This is a genomic window from Psychrobacter sp. CX21 (genome assembly GCF_057396255.1).
The window spans coordinates 1-18,494 of sequence record NZ_JBXYJG010000009.1; the positions used below are offsets into that span (position 1 = coordinate 1).

16 protein-coding genes are annotated in these 18,494 nt (G+C 38.8%); 6 read left to right on the forward strand and 10 right to left on the reverse strand.

What is annotated here, in order from left to right; all coding sequences use genetic code 11:
- Nucleotides 1-41 precede the first annotated feature (41 nt).
- The 7 genes from AC2SLP_RS06525 to cobT all read right to left on the reverse strand — a co-directional run bounded on the left by AC2SLP_RS06525 (nucleotide 42) and on the right by cobT (nucleotide 5,848).
- Nucleotides 42-1,117, reverse strand: a protein-coding gene (locus AC2SLP_RS06525) for an IS3 family transposase (RefSeq protein WP_486535053.1) whose coding sequence is annotated in 2 segments (ribosomal slippage) — nucleotides 42-871 and nucleotides 871-1,117 — 1,077 coding nt in all. Because the reading frame shifts where the segments join, the coding sequence is not laid out codon by codon here.
- A gap of 55 nt (nucleotides 1,118-1,172) precedes the next feature.
- Nucleotides 1,173-1,319 (reverse strand): YeeE/YedE family protein, encoded by a 147-nt coding sequence (locus AC2SLP_RS06530; RefSeq protein WP_486535867.1) that lies wholly within the window; start codon nucleotides 1,317-1,319, stop codon nucleotides 1,173-1,175.
- 90 nt (nucleotides 1,320-1,409) lie between these two features.
- Nucleotides 1,410-1,769 (reverse strand): ArsR/SmtB family transcription factor, encoded by a 360-nt coding sequence (locus AC2SLP_RS06535; RefSeq protein ID WP_486535868.1) that lies wholly within the window; start codon nucleotides 1,767-1,769, stop codon nucleotides 1,410-1,412.
- A 630-nt stretch (nucleotides 1,770-2,399) separates the two neighbouring features.
- On the reverse strand, nucleotides 2,400-2,987 hold the full coding sequence (locus AC2SLP_RS06540; RefSeq protein WP_486535869.1) for a YhgN family NAAT transporter: 588 nt from the start codon (nucleotides 2,985-2,987) through the stop codon (nucleotides 2,400-2,402).
- Nucleotides 2,988-3,226: 239 nt separating this feature from the next.
- Nucleotides 3,227-3,784, reverse strand: coding sequence for a histidine phosphatase family protein (locus AC2SLP_RS06545; RefSeq protein WP_486535870.1), 558 nt, complete (start codon nucleotides 3,782-3,784; stop codon nucleotides 3,227-3,229).
- A gap of 96 nt (nucleotides 3,785-3,880) precedes the next feature.
- Nucleotides 3,881-4,714, reverse strand: coding sequence for an adenosylcobinamide-GDP ribazoletransferase (cobS, locus tag AC2SLP_RS06550; RefSeq protein WP_486535871.1), 834 nt, complete (start codon nucleotides 4,712-4,714; stop codon nucleotides 3,881-3,883).
- A 78-nt stretch (nucleotides 4,715-4,792) separates the two neighbouring features.
- A complete protein-coding gene (gene cobT / locus AC2SLP_RS06555) occupies nucleotides 4,793-5,848 on the reverse strand; it encodes a nicotinate-nucleotide--dimethylbenzimidazole phosphoribosyltransferase (RefSeq protein WP_486535872.1) in 1,056 nt (351 codons plus the stop codon).
- A 153-nt stretch (nucleotides 5,849-6,001) separates the two neighbouring features.
- Here cobT and AC2SLP_RS06560 point away from each other — a divergent pair, with 153 nt between their 5' ends.
- On the forward strand, nucleotides 6,002-6,868 hold the full coding sequence (locus AC2SLP_RS06560) for a Cof-type HAD-IIB family hydrolase (protein ID WP_486535873.1): 867 nt from the start codon (nucleotides 6,002-6,004) through the stop codon (nucleotides 6,866-6,868).
- Nucleotides 6,869-6,909: 41 nt separating this feature from the next.
- Here AC2SLP_RS06560 and prfB read toward each other — a convergent pair.
- From prfB to AC2SLP_RS06575, 3 genes are all read right to left on the reverse strand, one after another.
- Nucleotides 6,910-8,005, reverse strand: a protein-coding gene (gene prfB, locus AC2SLP_RS06565; protein WP_486535874.1) for a peptide chain release factor 2 whose coding sequence is annotated in 2 segments (ribosomal slippage) — nucleotides 6,910-7,932 and nucleotides 7,934-8,005 — 1,095 coding nt in all. Because the reading frame shifts where the segments join, the coding sequence is not laid out codon by codon here.
- Nucleotides 8,006-8,279: 274 nt separating this feature from the next.
- Nucleotides 8,280-8,990: an HAD family hydrolase gene (locus AC2SLP_RS06570; protein WP_486535875.1), complete on the reverse strand. Its 711-nt coding sequence runs from the start codon at nucleotides 8,988-8,990 to the stop codon at nucleotides 8,280-8,282.
- Between the two features lie 176 nt (nucleotides 8,991-9,166).
- Entirely contained in the window at nucleotides 9,167-9,703 is a 537-nt protein-coding gene (locus AC2SLP_RS06575; RefSeq protein ID WP_486535876.1) for a gamma carbonic anhydrase family protein, read from the reverse strand.
- Nucleotides 9,704-10,470: 767 nt separating this feature from the next.
- Between AC2SLP_RS06575 and AC2SLP_RS06580 the strand changes: the two genes are divergently transcribed.
- From AC2SLP_RS06580 to greA, 5 genes are all read left to right on the forward strand, one after another.
- Nucleotides 10,471-11,553, forward strand: a complete 1,083-nt coding sequence (locus tag AC2SLP_RS06580; RefSeq protein ID WP_486535877.1) for a DUF475 domain-containing protein — start codon at nucleotides 10,471-10,473, stop codon at nucleotides 11,551-11,553.
- Nucleotides 11,554-11,630: 77 nt separating this feature from the next.
- Nucleotides 11,631-12,182 (forward strand): phosphatase PAP2 family protein, encoded by a 552-nt coding sequence (locus tag AC2SLP_RS06585; RefSeq protein ID WP_486535878.1) that lies wholly within the window; start codon nucleotides 11,631-11,633, stop codon nucleotides 12,180-12,182.
- Between the two features lie 530 nt (nucleotides 12,183-12,712).
- Nucleotides 12,713-13,975: a glutamine-hydrolyzing carbamoyl-phosphate synthase small subunit gene (gene carA, locus AC2SLP_RS06590; RefSeq protein WP_486535879.1), complete on the forward strand. Its 1,263-nt coding sequence runs from the start codon at nucleotides 12,713-12,715 to the stop codon at nucleotides 13,973-13,975.
- 68 nt (nucleotides 13,976-14,043) lie between these two features.
- The gene (gene carB / locus AC2SLP_RS06595; protein WP_486535880.1) at nucleotides 14,044-17,310 is read left to right on the forward strand and encodes a carbamoyl-phosphate synthase large subunit; all 3,267 of its coding nucleotides are present in this window, start codon (nucleotides 14,044-14,046) and stop codon (nucleotides 17,308-17,310) included.
- 550 nt (nucleotides 17,311-17,860) lie between these two features.
- On the forward strand, nucleotides 17,861-18,337 hold the full coding sequence (greA, locus tag AC2SLP_RS06600; RefSeq protein WP_486535881.1) for a transcription elongation factor GreA: 477 nt from the start codon (nucleotides 17,861-17,863) through the stop codon (nucleotides 18,335-18,337).
- The last annotated feature ends 157 nt before the right edge of the window (nucleotides 18,338-18,494 follow it).

Consider the following 18,494-nt stretch of genomic DNA (forward strand, 5'->3'; position numbering starts at 1 on the left):
TGTAAATACCCCATCTTTAACACAACATCATCGTAGAATCGTTAAGCCACCTGTCTGTACTGGGCAGGTGTCATATCATCAAGTGAATCATGGGGTCTTTGGGTGTTATAAACCTCAATCCAATCTTCAGTCAGTTGATTGACCTCGTTTAAATTGTTGAAAAGGTAACAATCTAAAACCTCATTGCGATAACTGCGATTAAACCGTTCAATATAAGCATTCTGATAAGGACAACCAGGTTCGATATAGTCAATGTAAATACCGTGAGCCGATGCCCAATCAGTGAATACGTGTGAGGTAAACTCACTACCATTATCCACACGAATTTGCTTAGGGTAACCATGCCACTCGGCTAGCTGATCAAGGTAGCGAATCACTCGAAGTGAGGGGATGCTGGTACCAATATCAATGCCTAATACTTCACGGTTATAATCATCAATCACATTAAAGGTTCGAAAGCGAATATTGTTATGTAGCTTATTGCTCATAAAGTCCATAGACCAAGTATGCCCTAATGCACTTGGCACACTTAGCGGCTGAGGATTGCGTGCTGGCAGTCGCCTTTTAGTCTTACGGCGTAGGTTTAAGTTTAACGCTTTGTAAACACGATGTACGCGCTTGTGATTCCATGAATAGCCAAGTGCTCGCATACGCTTAAAGCACTTTGGAAAACCCCAGCGATTATGCTTGTCAGTAAGCTCATTTAAGACATCAATAATCTCACTGTCATCAGATAGTTTAGGCTTGTAGTAATAAGCAGTTCGACTCATGCAGACCACCTGACAGCTAACCACAATACTAACACCATACTGCGCCTGCAGTTCTTGTGCCCAGACTTTACGTTCATGGACAGGCGCTATAGCTTTTTTATGATTTCTTCCTGCATTTGTGATTTGAGGCTTAAATCAGCATACATCTGTTTAAGCCTACGGTTTTCTTCTTCTAGTTCTTTTAGTCGCTTGACGTCAGAGGCTTCCATACCTCCGTATTTAGACTTCCACTTGTAGTAGGTTGAACTAGCAATACCGTATTTACGGCACAGCTCTTTGGCAGGTATTCCAGCTTCTGCTTCTTTTAAGATTGATACTATTTGGGTTTCAGTCATTCGTTTGCTCATGTTAAAACTCCTTATGGGTATTTTATAAGAAATTCTACGTTTGAGCTGTGTTATTTTAGGGGATAGTTACATTTAATATGCCACTCATGCCCATGATATAACCGCTACCTACTATTAAGACAGTGGCAGCAAGTCCTATTATAAGACCACCGATTAAAGCGCTCCATGGTGTGAAATTTGCTATATCGATCCATGCGGGCATAAACGCTCCTATTCGAACTAAATAGTATATATTAATATATATTATACTTTTATATATTATAGAACATACCATTTCAAATAAATAGTCATTTTAACTAGGCGCTGTACAAAAACGCTCATACAATACTCTCATCACAGCCAATGCGTCGTCACTTGCGATGCTATAGTAAATTTGTCTGCCCTCCCGGCGTGTATTAACTAAGCCGTTTTCTCTCAAAACACCTAATTGCTGAGACAAACTCGGCTGTTTGATACCTGTAGATATTTCTAAATCTTGAACACAAGCTTCAGATTCAACCAAACTACACAGTAATAATAAACGATTGGAGTGCGAAAGGGATTTAAGTAATTGAGAGACTTTAGAGGCAGATTCTTTAAGCCCACTTAGTTCTACCTGGTCAACTCTTTGTAATGTGTCAGTCATTATTTGGCCTTCATTTGTGTCAGTCATTATTTGGCCTTCATTATTGATTTATAAAGTTGTCATCTTCTTGATGCAATATGTTCTCAAGTGTTTTGAATATATCAGACTTTTTGCATATGCGAATAAATACTTTGTTTATTCATTTTAGATATAATAAATGAGTCCGATTGTAATATACTTTAATATCAAACGCTTAGATTTTATTAATTTAAAAAATCAATGATAAAAGTTTATTTGCTTAAATACCTTTATCCTTTAATAGGATTAAATATTTTATAGATTCTATAATCTAATGAAGTACAATTGTGAATCCAACTTATTTAAAGTACAAAGATAAATCATTATTTGATGGAATCAAGAGAGTTACCAAGCTAAATTCCATAGAAAGTATTGAATTAATATTGAGGTTTAAAGTTATATATAATGACGTCGCGATTTAATATATTAGATAAACAAAAAACTATGGTATAGTTAAATCGGTATAATTTTTTTTAAAAATTCAATTAGTTTGGTTATTTCACAGGTCTTATATATCAATAAGGTGCGATAGCTTCCCTACAAAATTTTTTACTCTAATACGACTTCAAAAGTATTGTTATTTAACAATACCAAAACTATTAGTATCTTCAGCATTTAATTGATAGAATAATTTAATGTTTATTGCAAAAAAGATGAGAAACCATTTAATAGCATCTGTACAGAGATTGAGATCAAAATCATCCCCATTAATCTCTCTATGGCTTTTAACCCCCTATTCCCCAATATACTATATAGCTTGGTTGAGAAAAACAGGATTATTGAAGTAACAAACCATGCTAAGAATAGTGCCATCAACGCTTTCGGAATACTCTGAGGATTCTTCTCTGTTAACAATATTAGTGTCGCTAAAATAGATGGACCTGCTATTAATGGAATGGCTAAAGGCACAAGGAAGGGTTCACCATCAATATCATCATCACTCATAACCCCACCTGGCTGTGGGAAGATCATGCGTATTGCAATAATCATCATCACAAGCCCGCCACCAATGGCAACAGCCTCCGTACTTAACCTTAAGGTATGCAGGATACTACCGCCTGCAAATAAAAACAGTACCATCACACCAAGTGCCAGTAAGAGTTCTCTTATAATAATAAATTTACGTCTTTGTTCAGGAACCTTATCTAGGACGCTTAGAAATATGGGAATATTGCCCAAGGGATCCATAATTAAAAATAATGTCAAAGCTGTGGCAAATATCTCCATAAATCCTCAAAAATTAAATGACTAATAAATTATAGATATTGTTTGAGGGCATTATAACTTAAATTTATTTTAGAAAGTTTTTAATGTTTGGGTGATCTAATTTTTGATAGTGTAGATATTAATATTTTAAATCAACCTATTATTATCAAAGTCTGTATTATGAATTTATAGCTATTGAAGATATTACTCGCGCGCTTTCTTTCTCGCTTTTTTATTTAAGTTCCTTCTTGTTTTCATATTTAACTCTTTTTACTGCTAAATTCTAGCTCACATCGTTGTCGGTATTTAATAGGTTTGGGCCAATCGCTTGCAAGCTTAGGTGGTTCTAGGCCCATTGATATCATCTTGACCGATGTAATCCAGCCTGCGTGACTGATGGCTAACACGTTAGGCTCATTGAGCCTTTCACTCACCCATTGATCCGCTCTATTAAAAAGTTGTTGCAAACTTTCACCGTCGTGAGGGGCGAAATTTAAAAAATCATGACACCACCTATCAATTTGGAGTTTATTTATATCAGACCAGTGCTTCCCTTCCCATTCACCAAAATTTATTTCCGCCAACCTTGAATCTTCATGGCATTCAAAACCTCTTTTTTCAAGCATTTCACCAACTTTTTTCGAGCGATCCAAATGGCTAACCCATACGACTTTAGGAAGCTGGTGCTTCTTTACAAAGCTATGTATCTGGTTGGCAAGTCTTTTAATTTTTCTTGAGTCGACACTTATATTAGTCTGACCGTAACAAACGCCAATTTTATATTTAGGCTTGGAATGCCGCCAGACATATAACCTCATGCTTAACTCTCTTTTTATCATCTAACTGCGCGATAGTTTAAAAGCGGTTTACTCTTTAAATATGGTTACTTTAATTAGATCATAAACACTGGTTTATTAAATATTTGCAGCAAGCCCTAGATAAATAGCTATTTCAACTACCTGCTGGGTAGCGCCTAATCCGTCACCCGTATACCCTGTCAGTCGTCTCTTCAATAATTTATACATATAATACGTCACTATAATCGCCATCAGTGCAGCCAATGTCCACTGTGCAATATGGATTTGGTGCCATAATTCGGGTAAGCCTAAGTACATAATTAATATTAAAAGAACCAGCCATAAAGTACTAGCCAACCATTGAACAGGCGACATTTGTTGAGCCATAGGTTTTGCTTTTGCGTGATCAATATCACCGCCGTAAGGCAATAATACGATAAGACTCGTACACAATAGTCTTGATGCGGTGTGCGCAACAATTAGAACTACAAGTGCGGATGATAATGGCATTGATGCCAATAATAGGATTTTAAGTAATATCACACTTATTAGCCCCAGCGTGCCATAAGTGCCTATACGCGAGTCTTTCATAATAGTTAACGTACGCTCACGGGTTAATCCGCCGCCTAACCCATCACAAGTATCTGCTAACCCATCCTCATGAAATGCACCCGTAAGTTTGATGCCAAAAAGCGTACTTAATGCAGCGCTGACAATGGGTGAAAACAAGTAACTTGTCAGCCAGTAAATCAATGCACATAATACTCCTACCAGCAAACCCACCCCTGGAAAGTGTCGGCTACTTTGATGTAGCCATTCAGGTTGATATTTATTAAAGCTAATGGGTATGCGTGTCAGAAACTGAAGCGCTACGAGATACAGTTGCCATTCATATTTGATAGCTTTTATTAAAAAAGAATGTTGGCGCTTCGATAGATTGTCTTTTGACATATCACTCTTTCATATACGGTTATTAATTATTTATTTATGGTTCTTTATTTTAAGTTTTATTCAATTAGATAAAGTAAATCATTGTTGTTCACTGATGCCCGCATCTTCAAAGCTTGCCATTTCATTAATTATTGCACAGGCAGACTTTAATAAAGGATAAGCCAAAGCGGCTCCGCTTCCCTCTCCCAATCGCATATCAAAGTCCAATAATGGCTGAGCATTTAATAGCTTAAGTAAATAACGATGACCAGGCTCTACAGAATGGTGTGCAAATACGGCATAATTTTTAACACCAGATGCTATTTGCTCAGCAGCTAACAAAGCACAGCTACTTATAAATCCATCAATTAATAAAACCTTTCTATCACTCGCAGCCTGTATAAAAGCGCCTGCCATCATAGCTATCTCAAGACCGCCAACTGAGGCTAGAATATCAAGAGGCTGCGTAACTTGAGTATGCCGTGCTAAGACTTGAGTTAAGACTTTTTGTTTGCGGCTGAGTCCCGCATCATCCAGCCCCGCTCCTCTACCAATACATTTTTCAATTGGAAAACCGCCTATTTTTGCAAGCAGCAAGCTCGCTGACGAGGTATTACCTATACCCATCTCCCCTGCAATAAATAACTCCCCGTCAAGCTGCTTAGCAATGTCCATACCTGAATGAAGTGATTGAATACATTCTGCATGTGTCATAGCAGGTTCAATAAGCGCATCACGGCTACCTAACCTCACTTTGTAATTTAAAAGACTAGGATGGTCTAACACATTATATTCTGAGAAATCTACTGAAACGCCTGCATCGATAACTTTCAGATCGATATCGTGTTGACGCGCCAACACATTAATTGCCGCACCACCGTTTAGAAAATTTAGCACCATTTGTGCAGTGACTTCACTTGGATAGGCTGAGATGCCGTGTTTAACCAAACCATGATCTGCTGCAAACACTCGAATATGTGCATTATCGACGCTAAGCGTCACGCTATCTTGAATCAGCCCTATTTTTAAAGCGAGTGATTCGAGTTTACCTAATGAACCAATCGGTTTGGTTTTCTTGTCTAATATACGCTGCAATTCATTTTGCAGTGGAAGATTGTCGATAGGAGCAATATTGGGTAAAGTTAACGTAGTCAATTTGAATTTTCCTAAATTTTAGTCTAATAAACCATCTGATTTGAAGTATGAAGACAACTGAAGGTTACGTTTCATTTAAGCTAAATATGCTAAAGTGGTCTAGTGATCTAGTCATATTTATAAACATTTAAACCCTATTTGAACAGGTAAGTTATGTCTGATGATAATACAACTATAACTCAAAGTAATAATACTCATTGCGTACAGCGCCAACTAAATGGTTCGGCATTTGTTCCAAAAATCATATTTTTTGATATTGATGATACGCTGAGCCGCGATGGGATTATAGCACCCCATAATAAAAAAACTTTGGAAGCATTGGCTCAAACTGATATCAAGCTGGTTATCGCTACAGGCCGAGCAAAATCGATGTTACCCAAAGACATTTTAGGTCTATTAGAATCTGACGTATTTGATGCCATTATATGTATGAATGGTCAATATAGTTTTAATAACCAGGGGTTAATTAGTCACTATCCACTTACGTTAAAACAGGCCTATAAAATAAATGAGCTATGTAATAGCCGTCATTTTATTCACAAATTTGACTCAGCTGAGCACGTGGTATGGTCACATGCCAATGAACGTATCCGCGAATTTATCGAGCAACACCCAAGCTCATTTGTAGATCCTGACTATTTTAAAAATAATACGGTCTATCAGTGTTCTGTTTTCTTTTTTGATGAAACCAGTAAGATGCAAGATGTGGATTTTGCTAAAGACGGTTTAAAGCTTGTATATTGGCACAGCGTTGGCGGCGATATTCTTCCTAGTGACGCATCAAAAGCACGCGGCGTGCATGATATATGCCAGCATTTTAACATTGGGGTTGATGAATCTATGGCAATAGGTGATGGATTTAATGATATGGAAATGTTCGATACGGTCGGTTATGCTGTCGCGATGGGGGATGGCCAACCTGCCTTACAGGAACGTGCAGATTTTATTACAGGCAGTATCGAAGCGTTTGGATTGCAAACGGTTTTGGATCCATTACTAGAGCCTTTTAATCAAACATAAGCTCTAGCGGAATCGTTTTTAAATAAAGCGTTTATGTAAAACTATAGACCTGCTTTCAGACTGGCGACGATGAACTGATCTAAATCACCATCGAGTACCGCCCCCGTATTGAAAGTTTCCACCCCTGTACGTAAGTCTTTAATACGCGAATCATCCAAAACGTATGAACGAATTTGACTTCCCCAGCCCACATCCGATTTGTTGTCTTCAACAGCTTGCTGCTTTTCCATGCGTTTTTGCATTTCAAGCTCATACAGTTTGGCCCGGAGCATCTTCATGGCAGTGGCTTTGTTACCATGTTGGCTACGTTCATTTTGGCACTGTACAACGGTATTTGTAGGCTCATGCGTAATACGCACTGCTGAATCTGTTGTGTTGACATGCTGACCACCCGCGCCGCTCGATCGATACGTATCAATACGCAGATCGGCAGGATTGATATCAATTTCGATATCATCATCAATTTCTGGTGAAATAAATACCGCTGCAAATGAGGTATGACGTCCATTATTACTATCAAAAGGTGACTTACGAACCAAACGGTGAACCCCCGTCTCACTACGTAGCCAACCAAATGCATAATCTCCTGTGACTTTAAACGATGCAGATTTAATACCTGCAACACTGCCAGCAGACTCTTCAATAATTTCAACTTTAAATCCGTGTGAATCACACCAGCGTGTATACATTCGTAGTAGCATCTCTGCCCAGTCTTGAGCTTCTGTACCACCGCTGCCTGATTGAATGTCGACGAAACAATTATTGGTATCCATCTCGCCATCGAACATACGTTTGAATTCTAAGTCATCTACTTGAGATTGAGCAGTATTTAGCTCGCTTTGAACGTCCGTCAGTAAACCCTCGTCATCCGCTTCGATAGCTAACTCTAGCATAGCAGACGCATCTTCTAAGGTGGCTTCTAATCCTGTAATGGTATCGATAACCCCATCTAATTGACTTTTCTCTTTACTCATTTTGGTGGCACGCTCGGGATTATTCCAAAGTTCTGGTGATTCCATCTCGAGGTTCACTTCTTCTAAGCGTTCGACCTTTTCATCGAAGTCAAAGATACCTCCGTAAATCCTTTGCTCGTTCGGTTAGGTCTTTAATTTGTTCTTGATATTGATTGGTTTCCATAACTATTCCAAAGTTCAGGGTTTTGTATTTATTCAATGTTTAATTAAAGTTTTGAAGCATTCTAAATCATGACATTACCTGATATGCCATCGTTTAAATAACATATCAATAGCGTAAAGAGTAAATACGATACTTTTTATTAGTTAAGTAAGTATTTGATTAAGTTTAGCTAAATAAGCTAGGTTTTTATCAGAAATTTTATTTGGTATAACGGGGTTAGCATTGATTGCTTTTTCTAAATTTATTAATGACGACATACTGCTTAGGCTATTATTTAAATAGACCAATCTTCTACTGCCCAGCGATGAGCCAGTGCATGCGCATGTAATACATCGTCAGGTGTAATCGCAATGGCAACATCTGCCCATTCAAGTAAAGGTAAATCATTTTTTGAATCCGAATAAGCGTACGTTTTGGTGTATTCAATACCATCTTGCTTGCGCATATTGAGCCATTTGTCTAGATGATATAGCTTACCTTCTTTAAAATTAGGCTTGTCAGTTAATTTTCCAGTATACCGATTATCTTTAACCTCAAGCGGAGTCGCCAAAATATTAGCCGCTTTAATACCAAACTTCGCAGCGATGGCAGACACTACAAAATCATTGGTGGCAGAAATTATGACCACATCATGTCCTGCATCAATATGATGTTTGATGGCATCAATAGCTTTTGGACGTATGTGCGGTTCAATCTCAGTTTTAATATAGTCTTCGCGTATCTTTAGCAGTCTATCCATCGGTAAAGTGGTTAAAAACTCTGCGACAAACTCGTTATATTCGGTAGCGTCTAAAGTGCCTTCTATATACTGCTCATAAAATCGCTGATTCGCTGTCCGATATTGCGCCTCATCCACCAGTCCTTTCTTAACGATATATTCGCCCCATAAATAATCACTGTCTACATCAAGCAAAGTGTGATCCAGATCAAATAGAGCCAGTTCATTGATGGTGTAATTATTTGAGTTAGCAGACTGACTATTCATAAAACGCCTTATTTTAATTTATACCTAGTTAGTTGTTCCAATATATTGCTGTGTTAATTACTGTATTAATTAATGTGTTAAGAAACTGAGTTGTGTTTAACCTTCCGTGTTTACAGTTGTTATAAGTAGATAAGAGGTATGAATAAGTGATTGATGTAAATCAAATTAACACTTAATTAATCTGGCAGCTCTACCTCTTTTAATTCAGTTTTAAACTGCTGGCATTTTTCAGCATAATGCAGTGCAGACATTTTTAGCATCGCCACTTGAGGATCAGTGAGAGTTTTTACAACTTTTGCCGGCGCTCCCATGACTAATGAGTTATCCGGAATCTCTTTACCTTCTGTCACAAGTGCCTTTGCTCCGATAATACAGTTCTTACCTATCTTCGCGTTGTTTAGCACCACCGCACCAATACCGATAAGACTATTATTTCCCACCGTACATCCATGTAGCATAGCCAGATGACCAATGGTAACGTGATTTCCAATATTTACTTCGACGCCTACGTCAGTATGTATCACTGCGTTTTCTTGAACATTGGAATAGTCCCCAATATGAATGCGCTGGTTGTCCCCACGGATCACGGCACCAAACCAGACACTGGCTTTATGCCCTAAGTACACATCACCTATTACTTGGGCATTGTTAGCCACCCATCCATTAAATGGAGTTGCAAATTTAGGTTTTTTGTCCATAAATTGATAAATCATTTTAAATATCCTTATTTAAATTTAATTGTTGTTTTAAAACGCAGAGTAACTTTTTAGCTGATTAACTAGGGGCTGTATAGAATTGAATAATTGAACTGGCAGAGGCTATTTTTTAGGCAATATGCAGGGTAATTTTCAAAGCTGAGTCGTTCTAAGTTAGAACCCTTAATTATTGAATGTCACAATATATTGGCAAAAATAGACCTGCCCTCTCAAGCACAGCTCTCGGCTTTCGAACGGGCAAATCAGTGCTTTGCTCAAGAACCGTTCTCAAGGCTGATGCTAAAATTACCCCAAACATTGTTGTAAAACTAGCTAAGGTCCAATACGCTTCGGGCATTATCGTCGATTAACGCCTAGCTTGGAACACAGCTTGGATTAGTTGGTAACTATCAGCAGTCCTAATTAAGCAATTCTATACAGCCCCTAATAACGTATTCAAATATAGAAGCCTTACTTATTATAGAAGCCTTACTTATGATAGCTATCAAAACTCGTACGGACGCCTAATTCTATAAAAACAAAACGAATAAAGTGGCTATTATAAATTGATAATCGATATGACACAGCAACCTTTTATATTAACTTAATTTATTTGTCAGTATAGGTCATGATATCATCTGCATCATTATTATTCGTTTAGGATTCTATTAAATGTTTAATAAACCCTATAACGACACTAAAGCGTTATCATAAACTGATTCACGTTTAGTATCAAAAATTGTCATATCATTCCTATCTAAAATTCCTTATTTACTGGACATTCTATGCGTCACTTTTTATTTGATATTATTTTTACAATTGTTTGTCTAATTGCCGCTGCTTGGTGGGGGTTTTCGCATGGTGGTGTAACCACGATGTTTTCAGCATTAGCGGTAACAGCCATACTGGCAGTTATGGAGATCTCATTATCATTTGATAATGCCGTAGTGAATGCGTCCATTCTAAAAGGCTGGAATGAGTTTTGGAAAAAGATATTCTTAACGGTAGGTATTTTAGTTGCAGTATTCGGTATGCGCTTGGTATTCCCTATCGTTATTGTGGCGGTGACTGCTAACCTTGGATTCATTGAGGTCATTCAGCTAGCACTCAATGATCCAGCACAATATGCCACTCATCTAAACGCCCATCATGCTGAAATTTCAGCGTTTGGAGGTATGTTTTTATTATTGGTATTTTTAACCTTTATTTTCGGTGACAAAGAGGTGGAATGGTTTTCGTGGCTGGAAAGTAAATTAAACCGCTTTAGTAAGGTGGATGCCATGAGTACCTTTGTTGCCATCGTGGTATTAATGATTTCATTATCGTGGGTTGAGGAAGCCAAACAATCAGTTATTTTGACTGCTGGTATATGGGGTATATTGGTTTACTTAGGCGTCAATGTACTTTCAACTTTGCTAGAGGGTAAAGAGGATAGCGACGAGGATGACGTCGTTGTTGACGTGAATGGTAATGTGGTCACAAATACAGCTGGCGTCTCAACGACAATTTTAAAAGGAGGCGTCGCTGGATTTATCTATTTAGAAGTATTAGACGCCTCATTTAGTTTTGATGGTGTGATTGGTGCATTCGCTATTACCAACGACGTGATTATTATTATGTTAGGTTTGGCAATCGGTGCTATGTTTGTTCGTTCCATGACTATCTTTTTAGTAGATAAGGGAACATTAAGTGAATTTATTTATCTTGAACATGGCGCACACTATGCTATCGGTGCTTTATCAGTAATCATGTTGGTGTCCATGAAATATCATGTTCCTGAGTTAATTACTGGTCTTATTGGTGTCGCCTTTATTGGATTGTCCTTATTTAATTCTATCCAATATAAAAGACGTCATGAACACACTTAGCCCTCAAGGACAAACAAAACTCGAAGCGATTTAAATATATAAAACCCTTTAAACTTAGACCCTATAGGAACCTCTTGATGCTAAACCGACATCTTCGTGCAACTTTGTACATAGGCAGCGGTATTATGCTCGCTACCCATTCAGCAACAGCTGGCAGCTCGGATATCGAAACCGCAGGCGATATAATTATGGTAGCAATTCCAGCATATGCTTATGGCACTGCGCATTATATGGATGATAAAGAAGGAAGAATGCAGCTATATAAAGGGTTTGGTACTAATGTCGCTGCAACTTATGCCCTAAAAGAAGTTGTCAATAAACAAAGACCGGATAAAAGTGATGATGATTCTTTTCCATCAGGTCATACCTCAATAGCATTTCAAGGTGCCAGTTTTGTACACAAGCGATATGGGTTTAAGCAAAGCTTACCTGCTTATGTAGGCGCTGCTTTTGTTGGTTATAGCCGTATTGAAGCGGACAAACATGACACCTCTGATGTTTTAGCTGGTGCAGCTTTAGGGGTTGCCAGTAGTCTATTCTTTACCAAAAGCTATACTGAGGACAAACTACATATTAGTGCCAATGTTGCCCCCGATAATTATCTAATAACTCTTAATTACCACTTTTAATTTATAACAATGCACTCATATAGTGATACAAGATATATATGGGTTTTCTATCTGACTATAATCATATTTATATTAAGATTTCATGAAGTTTAGACTAAAATGTCTTTTACTAAAAAGACTTATGTCGTTTTAATATTTTTTTTAGGATTCAGTAGCCATTTACTGTTAGGTTTTGTATAATATGCAAAATCTGTACCTAAGCGAGTAGAAATGACACAGTTAACAGCGCTCACTAATATCATACCTTTTAGTGATTTCGTTGTTTTCTGTTGTTAAGCTACTCGCTTTTTTGTGGCCAAATTTTGCAAAAATCACATTTTAATTTATAAACATATCATCCAATTGATAGGCTTAATCTATCCAAACTGCTTTTATAAGAATGGGTTTAAACCTAGTATCATATCCATCAGCATCATTTCTATCAGCATTAGTTCTATCATTTGGAACAGATTACATATTTATTGCAGCAGCAAACCGTCATTTTTTCCAAATATCAGGTCATGATAATCACGAATTACAAGGGTAGTCATATGGGCGTACAACAAGACACAACTTATCTCAATCAAACCGAAGCTGTTTTGGCATTAGAAGACGGTAGTATCTTCCGCGGCATCTCTATAGGTGCTAAAGGTCATCGCATCGGTGAAGTCGTATTTAATACCTCTATGACAGGGTATCAAGAAATACTTACTGACCCTAGTTATGCCAAACAAATCGTTACCCTAACCTACCCGCATATTGGCAATACCGGTACTAATACAGAGGATGCTGAATCAGGAAACATTGATTGCACCTCACCAGATGGCCATCAAGTATGGGCAGAAGGGTTAATTATTCGTGACGCCACCATGACCACCTCAAATTTTCGTAATTCTGAAAGCTTGTCAGATTATCTTGAACGTCAGCAAACCGTCGCCATTGCCGAGATTGATACCCGCAAATTGACTCGCTTATTACGTGAAAAAGGCGCGCAAAATGGCTGTATTTTAACGGCCAGTAACGACGATACCCTAACCGATGTCGACATAGAAAAAGCTTTAGAGCTTGCCAGAGGTTTTGAAGGTCTTAAAGGTATGGACTTAGCACAGTGGTCTTGCCATCCGGAAGGGTTTGAGTGGACGGCAGGAACGTGGGAATTAGCAGACCGCGGTGTGCATGGGGTCACAAAAAGTGAAACCGGTGGCTACTATAAGCAATTAGGCAAGCATATTGAGCATAAATATGATGTGGTTGCTTATGACTTTGGTACCAAAACCAATATCTTACGTATGCTGGTGGATATCGGCTGTAAAGTAACGGTTGTTCCAGCGACAACGCCTATTGAAGATGTTTTAGCGATGAATCCAGATGGTATTTTTTTATCGAATGGCCCTGGAGACCCTGCTGCGTGTGGTTACGCTATTGACGCTGTTCGTCATATAATTGAAGAAACCAACATACCAACTTTTGGCATATGTTTAGGGCATCAGTTAGTAGGATTAGCATGCGGCGCAGATACTTTGAAAATGAAAACAGGACATCATGGTGCCAACCATCCTGTTCAAGATTTGGCGACTCAAAAAGTCTTGATTACCAGCCAAAACCATGGCTTTGCTATTGATGAAAGTACTCTACCAGATCATGTTAAACCAACGCATCGTTCGCTATTTGATGGTACGAACCAAGGTATTGAATTAAGCAACAAGCCTGTCTTTAGCTTCCAAGGTCATCCTGAAGCTAGCCCTGGACCGCAAGATGCTGCCCTTTTATTTAAGAAATTTGCAGAAATGTTGAATGCATATAAACAAAGCTAACGGACATTTTAATCTTACCTATATTCTTAAATCGCTCAAATATATACCATTTATAAAAAGAGAAACTTATGCCAAAACGTACCGACATTAAAAGCATTCTTATTATCGGCGCAGGTCCCATCGTTATTGGGCAAGCGTGTGAGTTTGATTATTCAGGCGCTCAAGCATGTAAAGCCTTACGTGAAGAGGGCTACCGTGTTATATTAGTTAACTCTAACCCCGCCACCATTATGACTGATCCTGTCATGGCAGATGCAACATACATTGAGCCTATCACGTGGCAAACCGTTGAACAGATTATTGAAAAAGAACGTCCTGATGCTATCTTGCCTACTATGGGCGGTCAAACTGCGCTTAATTGCGCTCTAGATTTAGACAAAAACGGTGTCTTAGAAAAACATAACGTTGAGCTTATCGGCGCAACCAAAGAAGCGATCGAGATGGCTGAAGACCGTGATTTATTTGACCGAGCAATGAAGCGTATTGGTCTTGAGTGTCCACGTGCCGAAATCGCAGAATCTATGGATGAAGCTTTTGATATACAAGCCAAGCTGGGCTTTCCATGTATTATACGTCCCTCATTCACCATGGGTGGCTCAGGCGGCGGTATCGCTTATAACCGTGACGAATTTATTGAAATTTGTGAGCGCGGATTTGATCTCTCCCCTACCCATCAATTATTGATTGACGAGTCATTAATCGGCTGGAAAGAATATGAGATGGAAGTGGTACGCGACAAAAACGATAACTGTATCATTATCTGTGCTATCGAAAACGTTGACCCAATGGGCGTACACACAGGGGATTCGATCACAGTTGCACCGGCGCAAACGCTCACTGATAAAGAATATCAAATCATGCGTAACGCGTCACTCGCCGTACTGCGCGAGATTGGCGTTGAAACGGGTGGCTCAAACGTACAGTTCGGTGTCAATCCAAAGACTGGGCGTATGGTAGTCATTGAGATGAACCCACGTGTCTCACGCTCATCTGCATTGGCTTCTAAAGCCACAGGCTTCCCAATTGCTAAAATAGCTGCAAAACTAGCGGTTGGTTATACCCTTGATGAGCTTAATAATGATATAACTGGTGGTAAAACGCCTGCAAGCTTTGAGCCATCAATTGATTACGTTGTGACTAAGATTCCACGCTTTAACTTTGAAAAATTCCCACAAGCAGAAAACATTTTATCAACACAAATGAAGTCTGTTGGTGAAGTTATGGCGATTGGGCGTAACTTTCAAGAGTCCATGCAAAAAGCCTTACGTGGGTTAGAGACAGGCGCTGATGGCTTTGATGAGCAGATTGACTTTGCTGCCTTAGCAGAAGGTAAGATCAGCGCAGATAAAGTTAAAGCAGAGATTAAGCAGCGTCTCACAGTACCGACGCCAGAACGTATTTTTTATTTAGCAGATGCCTTTAGAATTGGCATGAGTGTCGATGATGTATTTAATTATACTAATATCGACCCGTGGTTTTTAGTTCAGATCAAAGATATCGTCAACACAGAAGCTCATGTGAAATCGCTTGGATTTGGCGGTATAAATGCCAATAATTTAAGACGATTTAAACGTAAAGGTTTGTCTGATCTTCGTCTTGCAAAACTGCTTGGTGTGTCTCAAAAACAACTGCGTAAAAAACGTTGGGATTTAGAAGTTTATCCAGTCTACAAACGAGTGGATACATGTGCTGCTGAATTTGCCACCTCAACGGCATATATGTATTCAACGTATGATGAAGAGTGTGAAGCCAACCCGACGGATAATAAGAAGATAATGGTTATCGGTGGTGGTCCTAACCGCATTGGTCAAGGTATTGAGTTTGATTACTGCTGTGTTCACGCGGCGCTCGCCATGCGTGCCGATGGCTACGAGACCATCATGGTGAACTGTAACCCAGAAACGGTATCCACTGACTATGATACTTCTGATAGATTGTATTTTGAATCGATTACATTAGAAGATGTCCTTGAAATAGTCCGTATCGAAAAACCTCAAGGCGTTATTGTACAATTTGGCGGTCAAACACCTTTGAAACTTGCTCGCAGCTTAGAAGCAGCTGGCGTCAGCATCATTGGTACGTCGCCTGATGCGATTGACCGTGCTGAAGACCGCGAGCGTTTTCAGCATATGATTCATCAACTCGACTTAGTTCAGCCACCTAATGCGTTAGCAACCAGCTTAGAAGATGGATTGTTTAAAGCTAAGGAAGTCGGATATCCATTAGTGGTACGTCCATCCTATGTTTTAGGTGGCCGTGCAATGGAGATTGTTTATAACGAAGATGAGCTTAAGCATTACTTGCGCACCGCCGTTCAAGCTTCAAATGAAGCGCCTGTGCTACTTGATCGATTCTTAGACGATGCGATTGAAGTTGACGTTGATTGTGTAAGTGACGGTAATGAGGTAGTCATCGGCGGTATTATGCAACATATCGAACAAGCGGGTGTTCACTCAGGAGATTCCGCCTGTTCACTACCCCCTTATTCGTTATCAGAAGAAGTTTGTGATGTGATGCGAGCGCAAACCATTGCCATGGCAAAAGAGCTTGGCGTTGTGGGATTAATGAACGTACAATTCGCTGTCAAAAATGGCACGGTGTATATTTTAGAGGTAAACCCACGCGCTGCGCGTACCGTACCTTTTGTATCTAAGTGTATTGGCACATCATTAGCGCAAGTAGCTGCTCGCTGTATGGCAGGTCAATCATTAGCAGATCAAGCCTTTACTCAAGAAATTAAGCCTGCATTTTATGCCGTTAAAGAAGCGGTATTCCCATTTGCTAAATTCCCTGGCGTTGATCCTATTTTAAGCCCTGAGATGAAATCTACTGGCGAGGTGATGGGAGTTGGTAAAACCTTCGGAGAAGCCTTTTATAAAGGAATTATTGGTACTAACGAACGTCTGCCAGGATTACCTAAAGCCGATGAGGTTAAGACCGTATTCATCTCTGTAAGAGACAGTGATAAGCCAGGTCTTACGCCTATAGCTCACCAATTAGTCGATTATGGCTTTAAACTTGTTGCAACGGCGGGTACACAGCAATATCTGAATGACCAAGGTATTGAATGTACGCGTATCAATAAAGTAACTGAGGGACGACCTCATGTGGTTGACGCCTTGAAAAATGGTGAGATTGACCTTATCATCAATACTACTGAAGGTAAGCAAGCTCAAGAAGACTCTTTTTCAATCCGCCGTAACGCTTTACAAAGTAAAGTGTTTTATGTGACTACGTTAGGTGCGGCAGATGCCATATGTAAATCATATGCGATCGACTTACCTTTTGAAGTTTATAAGTTACAAGCGCTACATGCTCAAGCGCTAAATAGCTAAGCTAATAACTAAATATAGCAAGCCACTTCATTATTCGGCTATAGTTGATTAGGTTGTTTGGTATTACTTAAGCTGCATTTGAGTTTTTATTTATTCGCTTTTATAGGCCAACTTGATACCTATATAATTGCTAATCGTAGATGCGGTTAGCAATTTTTCAGTTAAATGGTATGGGTTTTATTTAAATGCTTAGGGTCTGTATATATAGTCGAAACCGTCAAAATGGTTATTAGGCAACCGAGTGCAAGTACTACTTATGTAGGCTTAGCTAGGATAACGCCGAAACCGTTTAGTAGTTCGCTGACTATAGTAGCTATATTTAAAAAGTAGCTATACTTTGAATCATCATCTTATTATGGCAGTTCTAATAATGGTTGATTTATAATACTTTATTATATATAACTCCTATTAAACCCTAAAAGTTACACTCATAACGCCATCCACTTTGGATGGTGTTATGGTATTTATGTTTTCTTAATCCTTACAACCTGATAAACCACATAGTTTATTGAATGATTCACAATGCAAATGTTTAACAAAGGAAATTGATATGCAACGCTACCCAATGACACCCCAAGGACACGCTAAGCTCGAAGATGAGCTTAAACAACTTAAAACCGTTGATCGTCCTCGCATCACAGCTTCCATCGCTGAAGCACGAGAGCATGGTGATTTAAAAGAAAATGCTGAATACCATGCTGCCCGCGAGCAACAAGGGTTTTGTGAAGCACGTATTCGAGACATCGAAGCCAAATTATCTGGCGCCCAAGTCATTGACCCGACTACCCTTCCTCAAGAAGGTCGTGTGGTATTTGGCGTGACGGTAGTCATTGAAAATTTAGATAATGAAGAAGAAAAGCGTTATAAAATCGTTGGCGATGATGAAGCTGACTTTAAGCTTAATAAGATTTCAATTAATTCTCCTATTGCACGCGGTTTAATAGGTAAAGAAGAAGGAGATGAAGCGAGAATTCAAACCCCGAGCGGTATGGTTGAATTCGAAGTTGTTGAAGTTATCTATGAATAATCCTTTTGAATAATTAAAAGTTAAGCAATAGCTTAGCTTTTTTTATTTTAGTGCCTAAATAAACATATTGAATTAATTATTCGAATAATAATATATATAGATAATTATGGTATAGAAAAATGTAAATCAACTTATTTATAAAATAAACTGGTTAGTC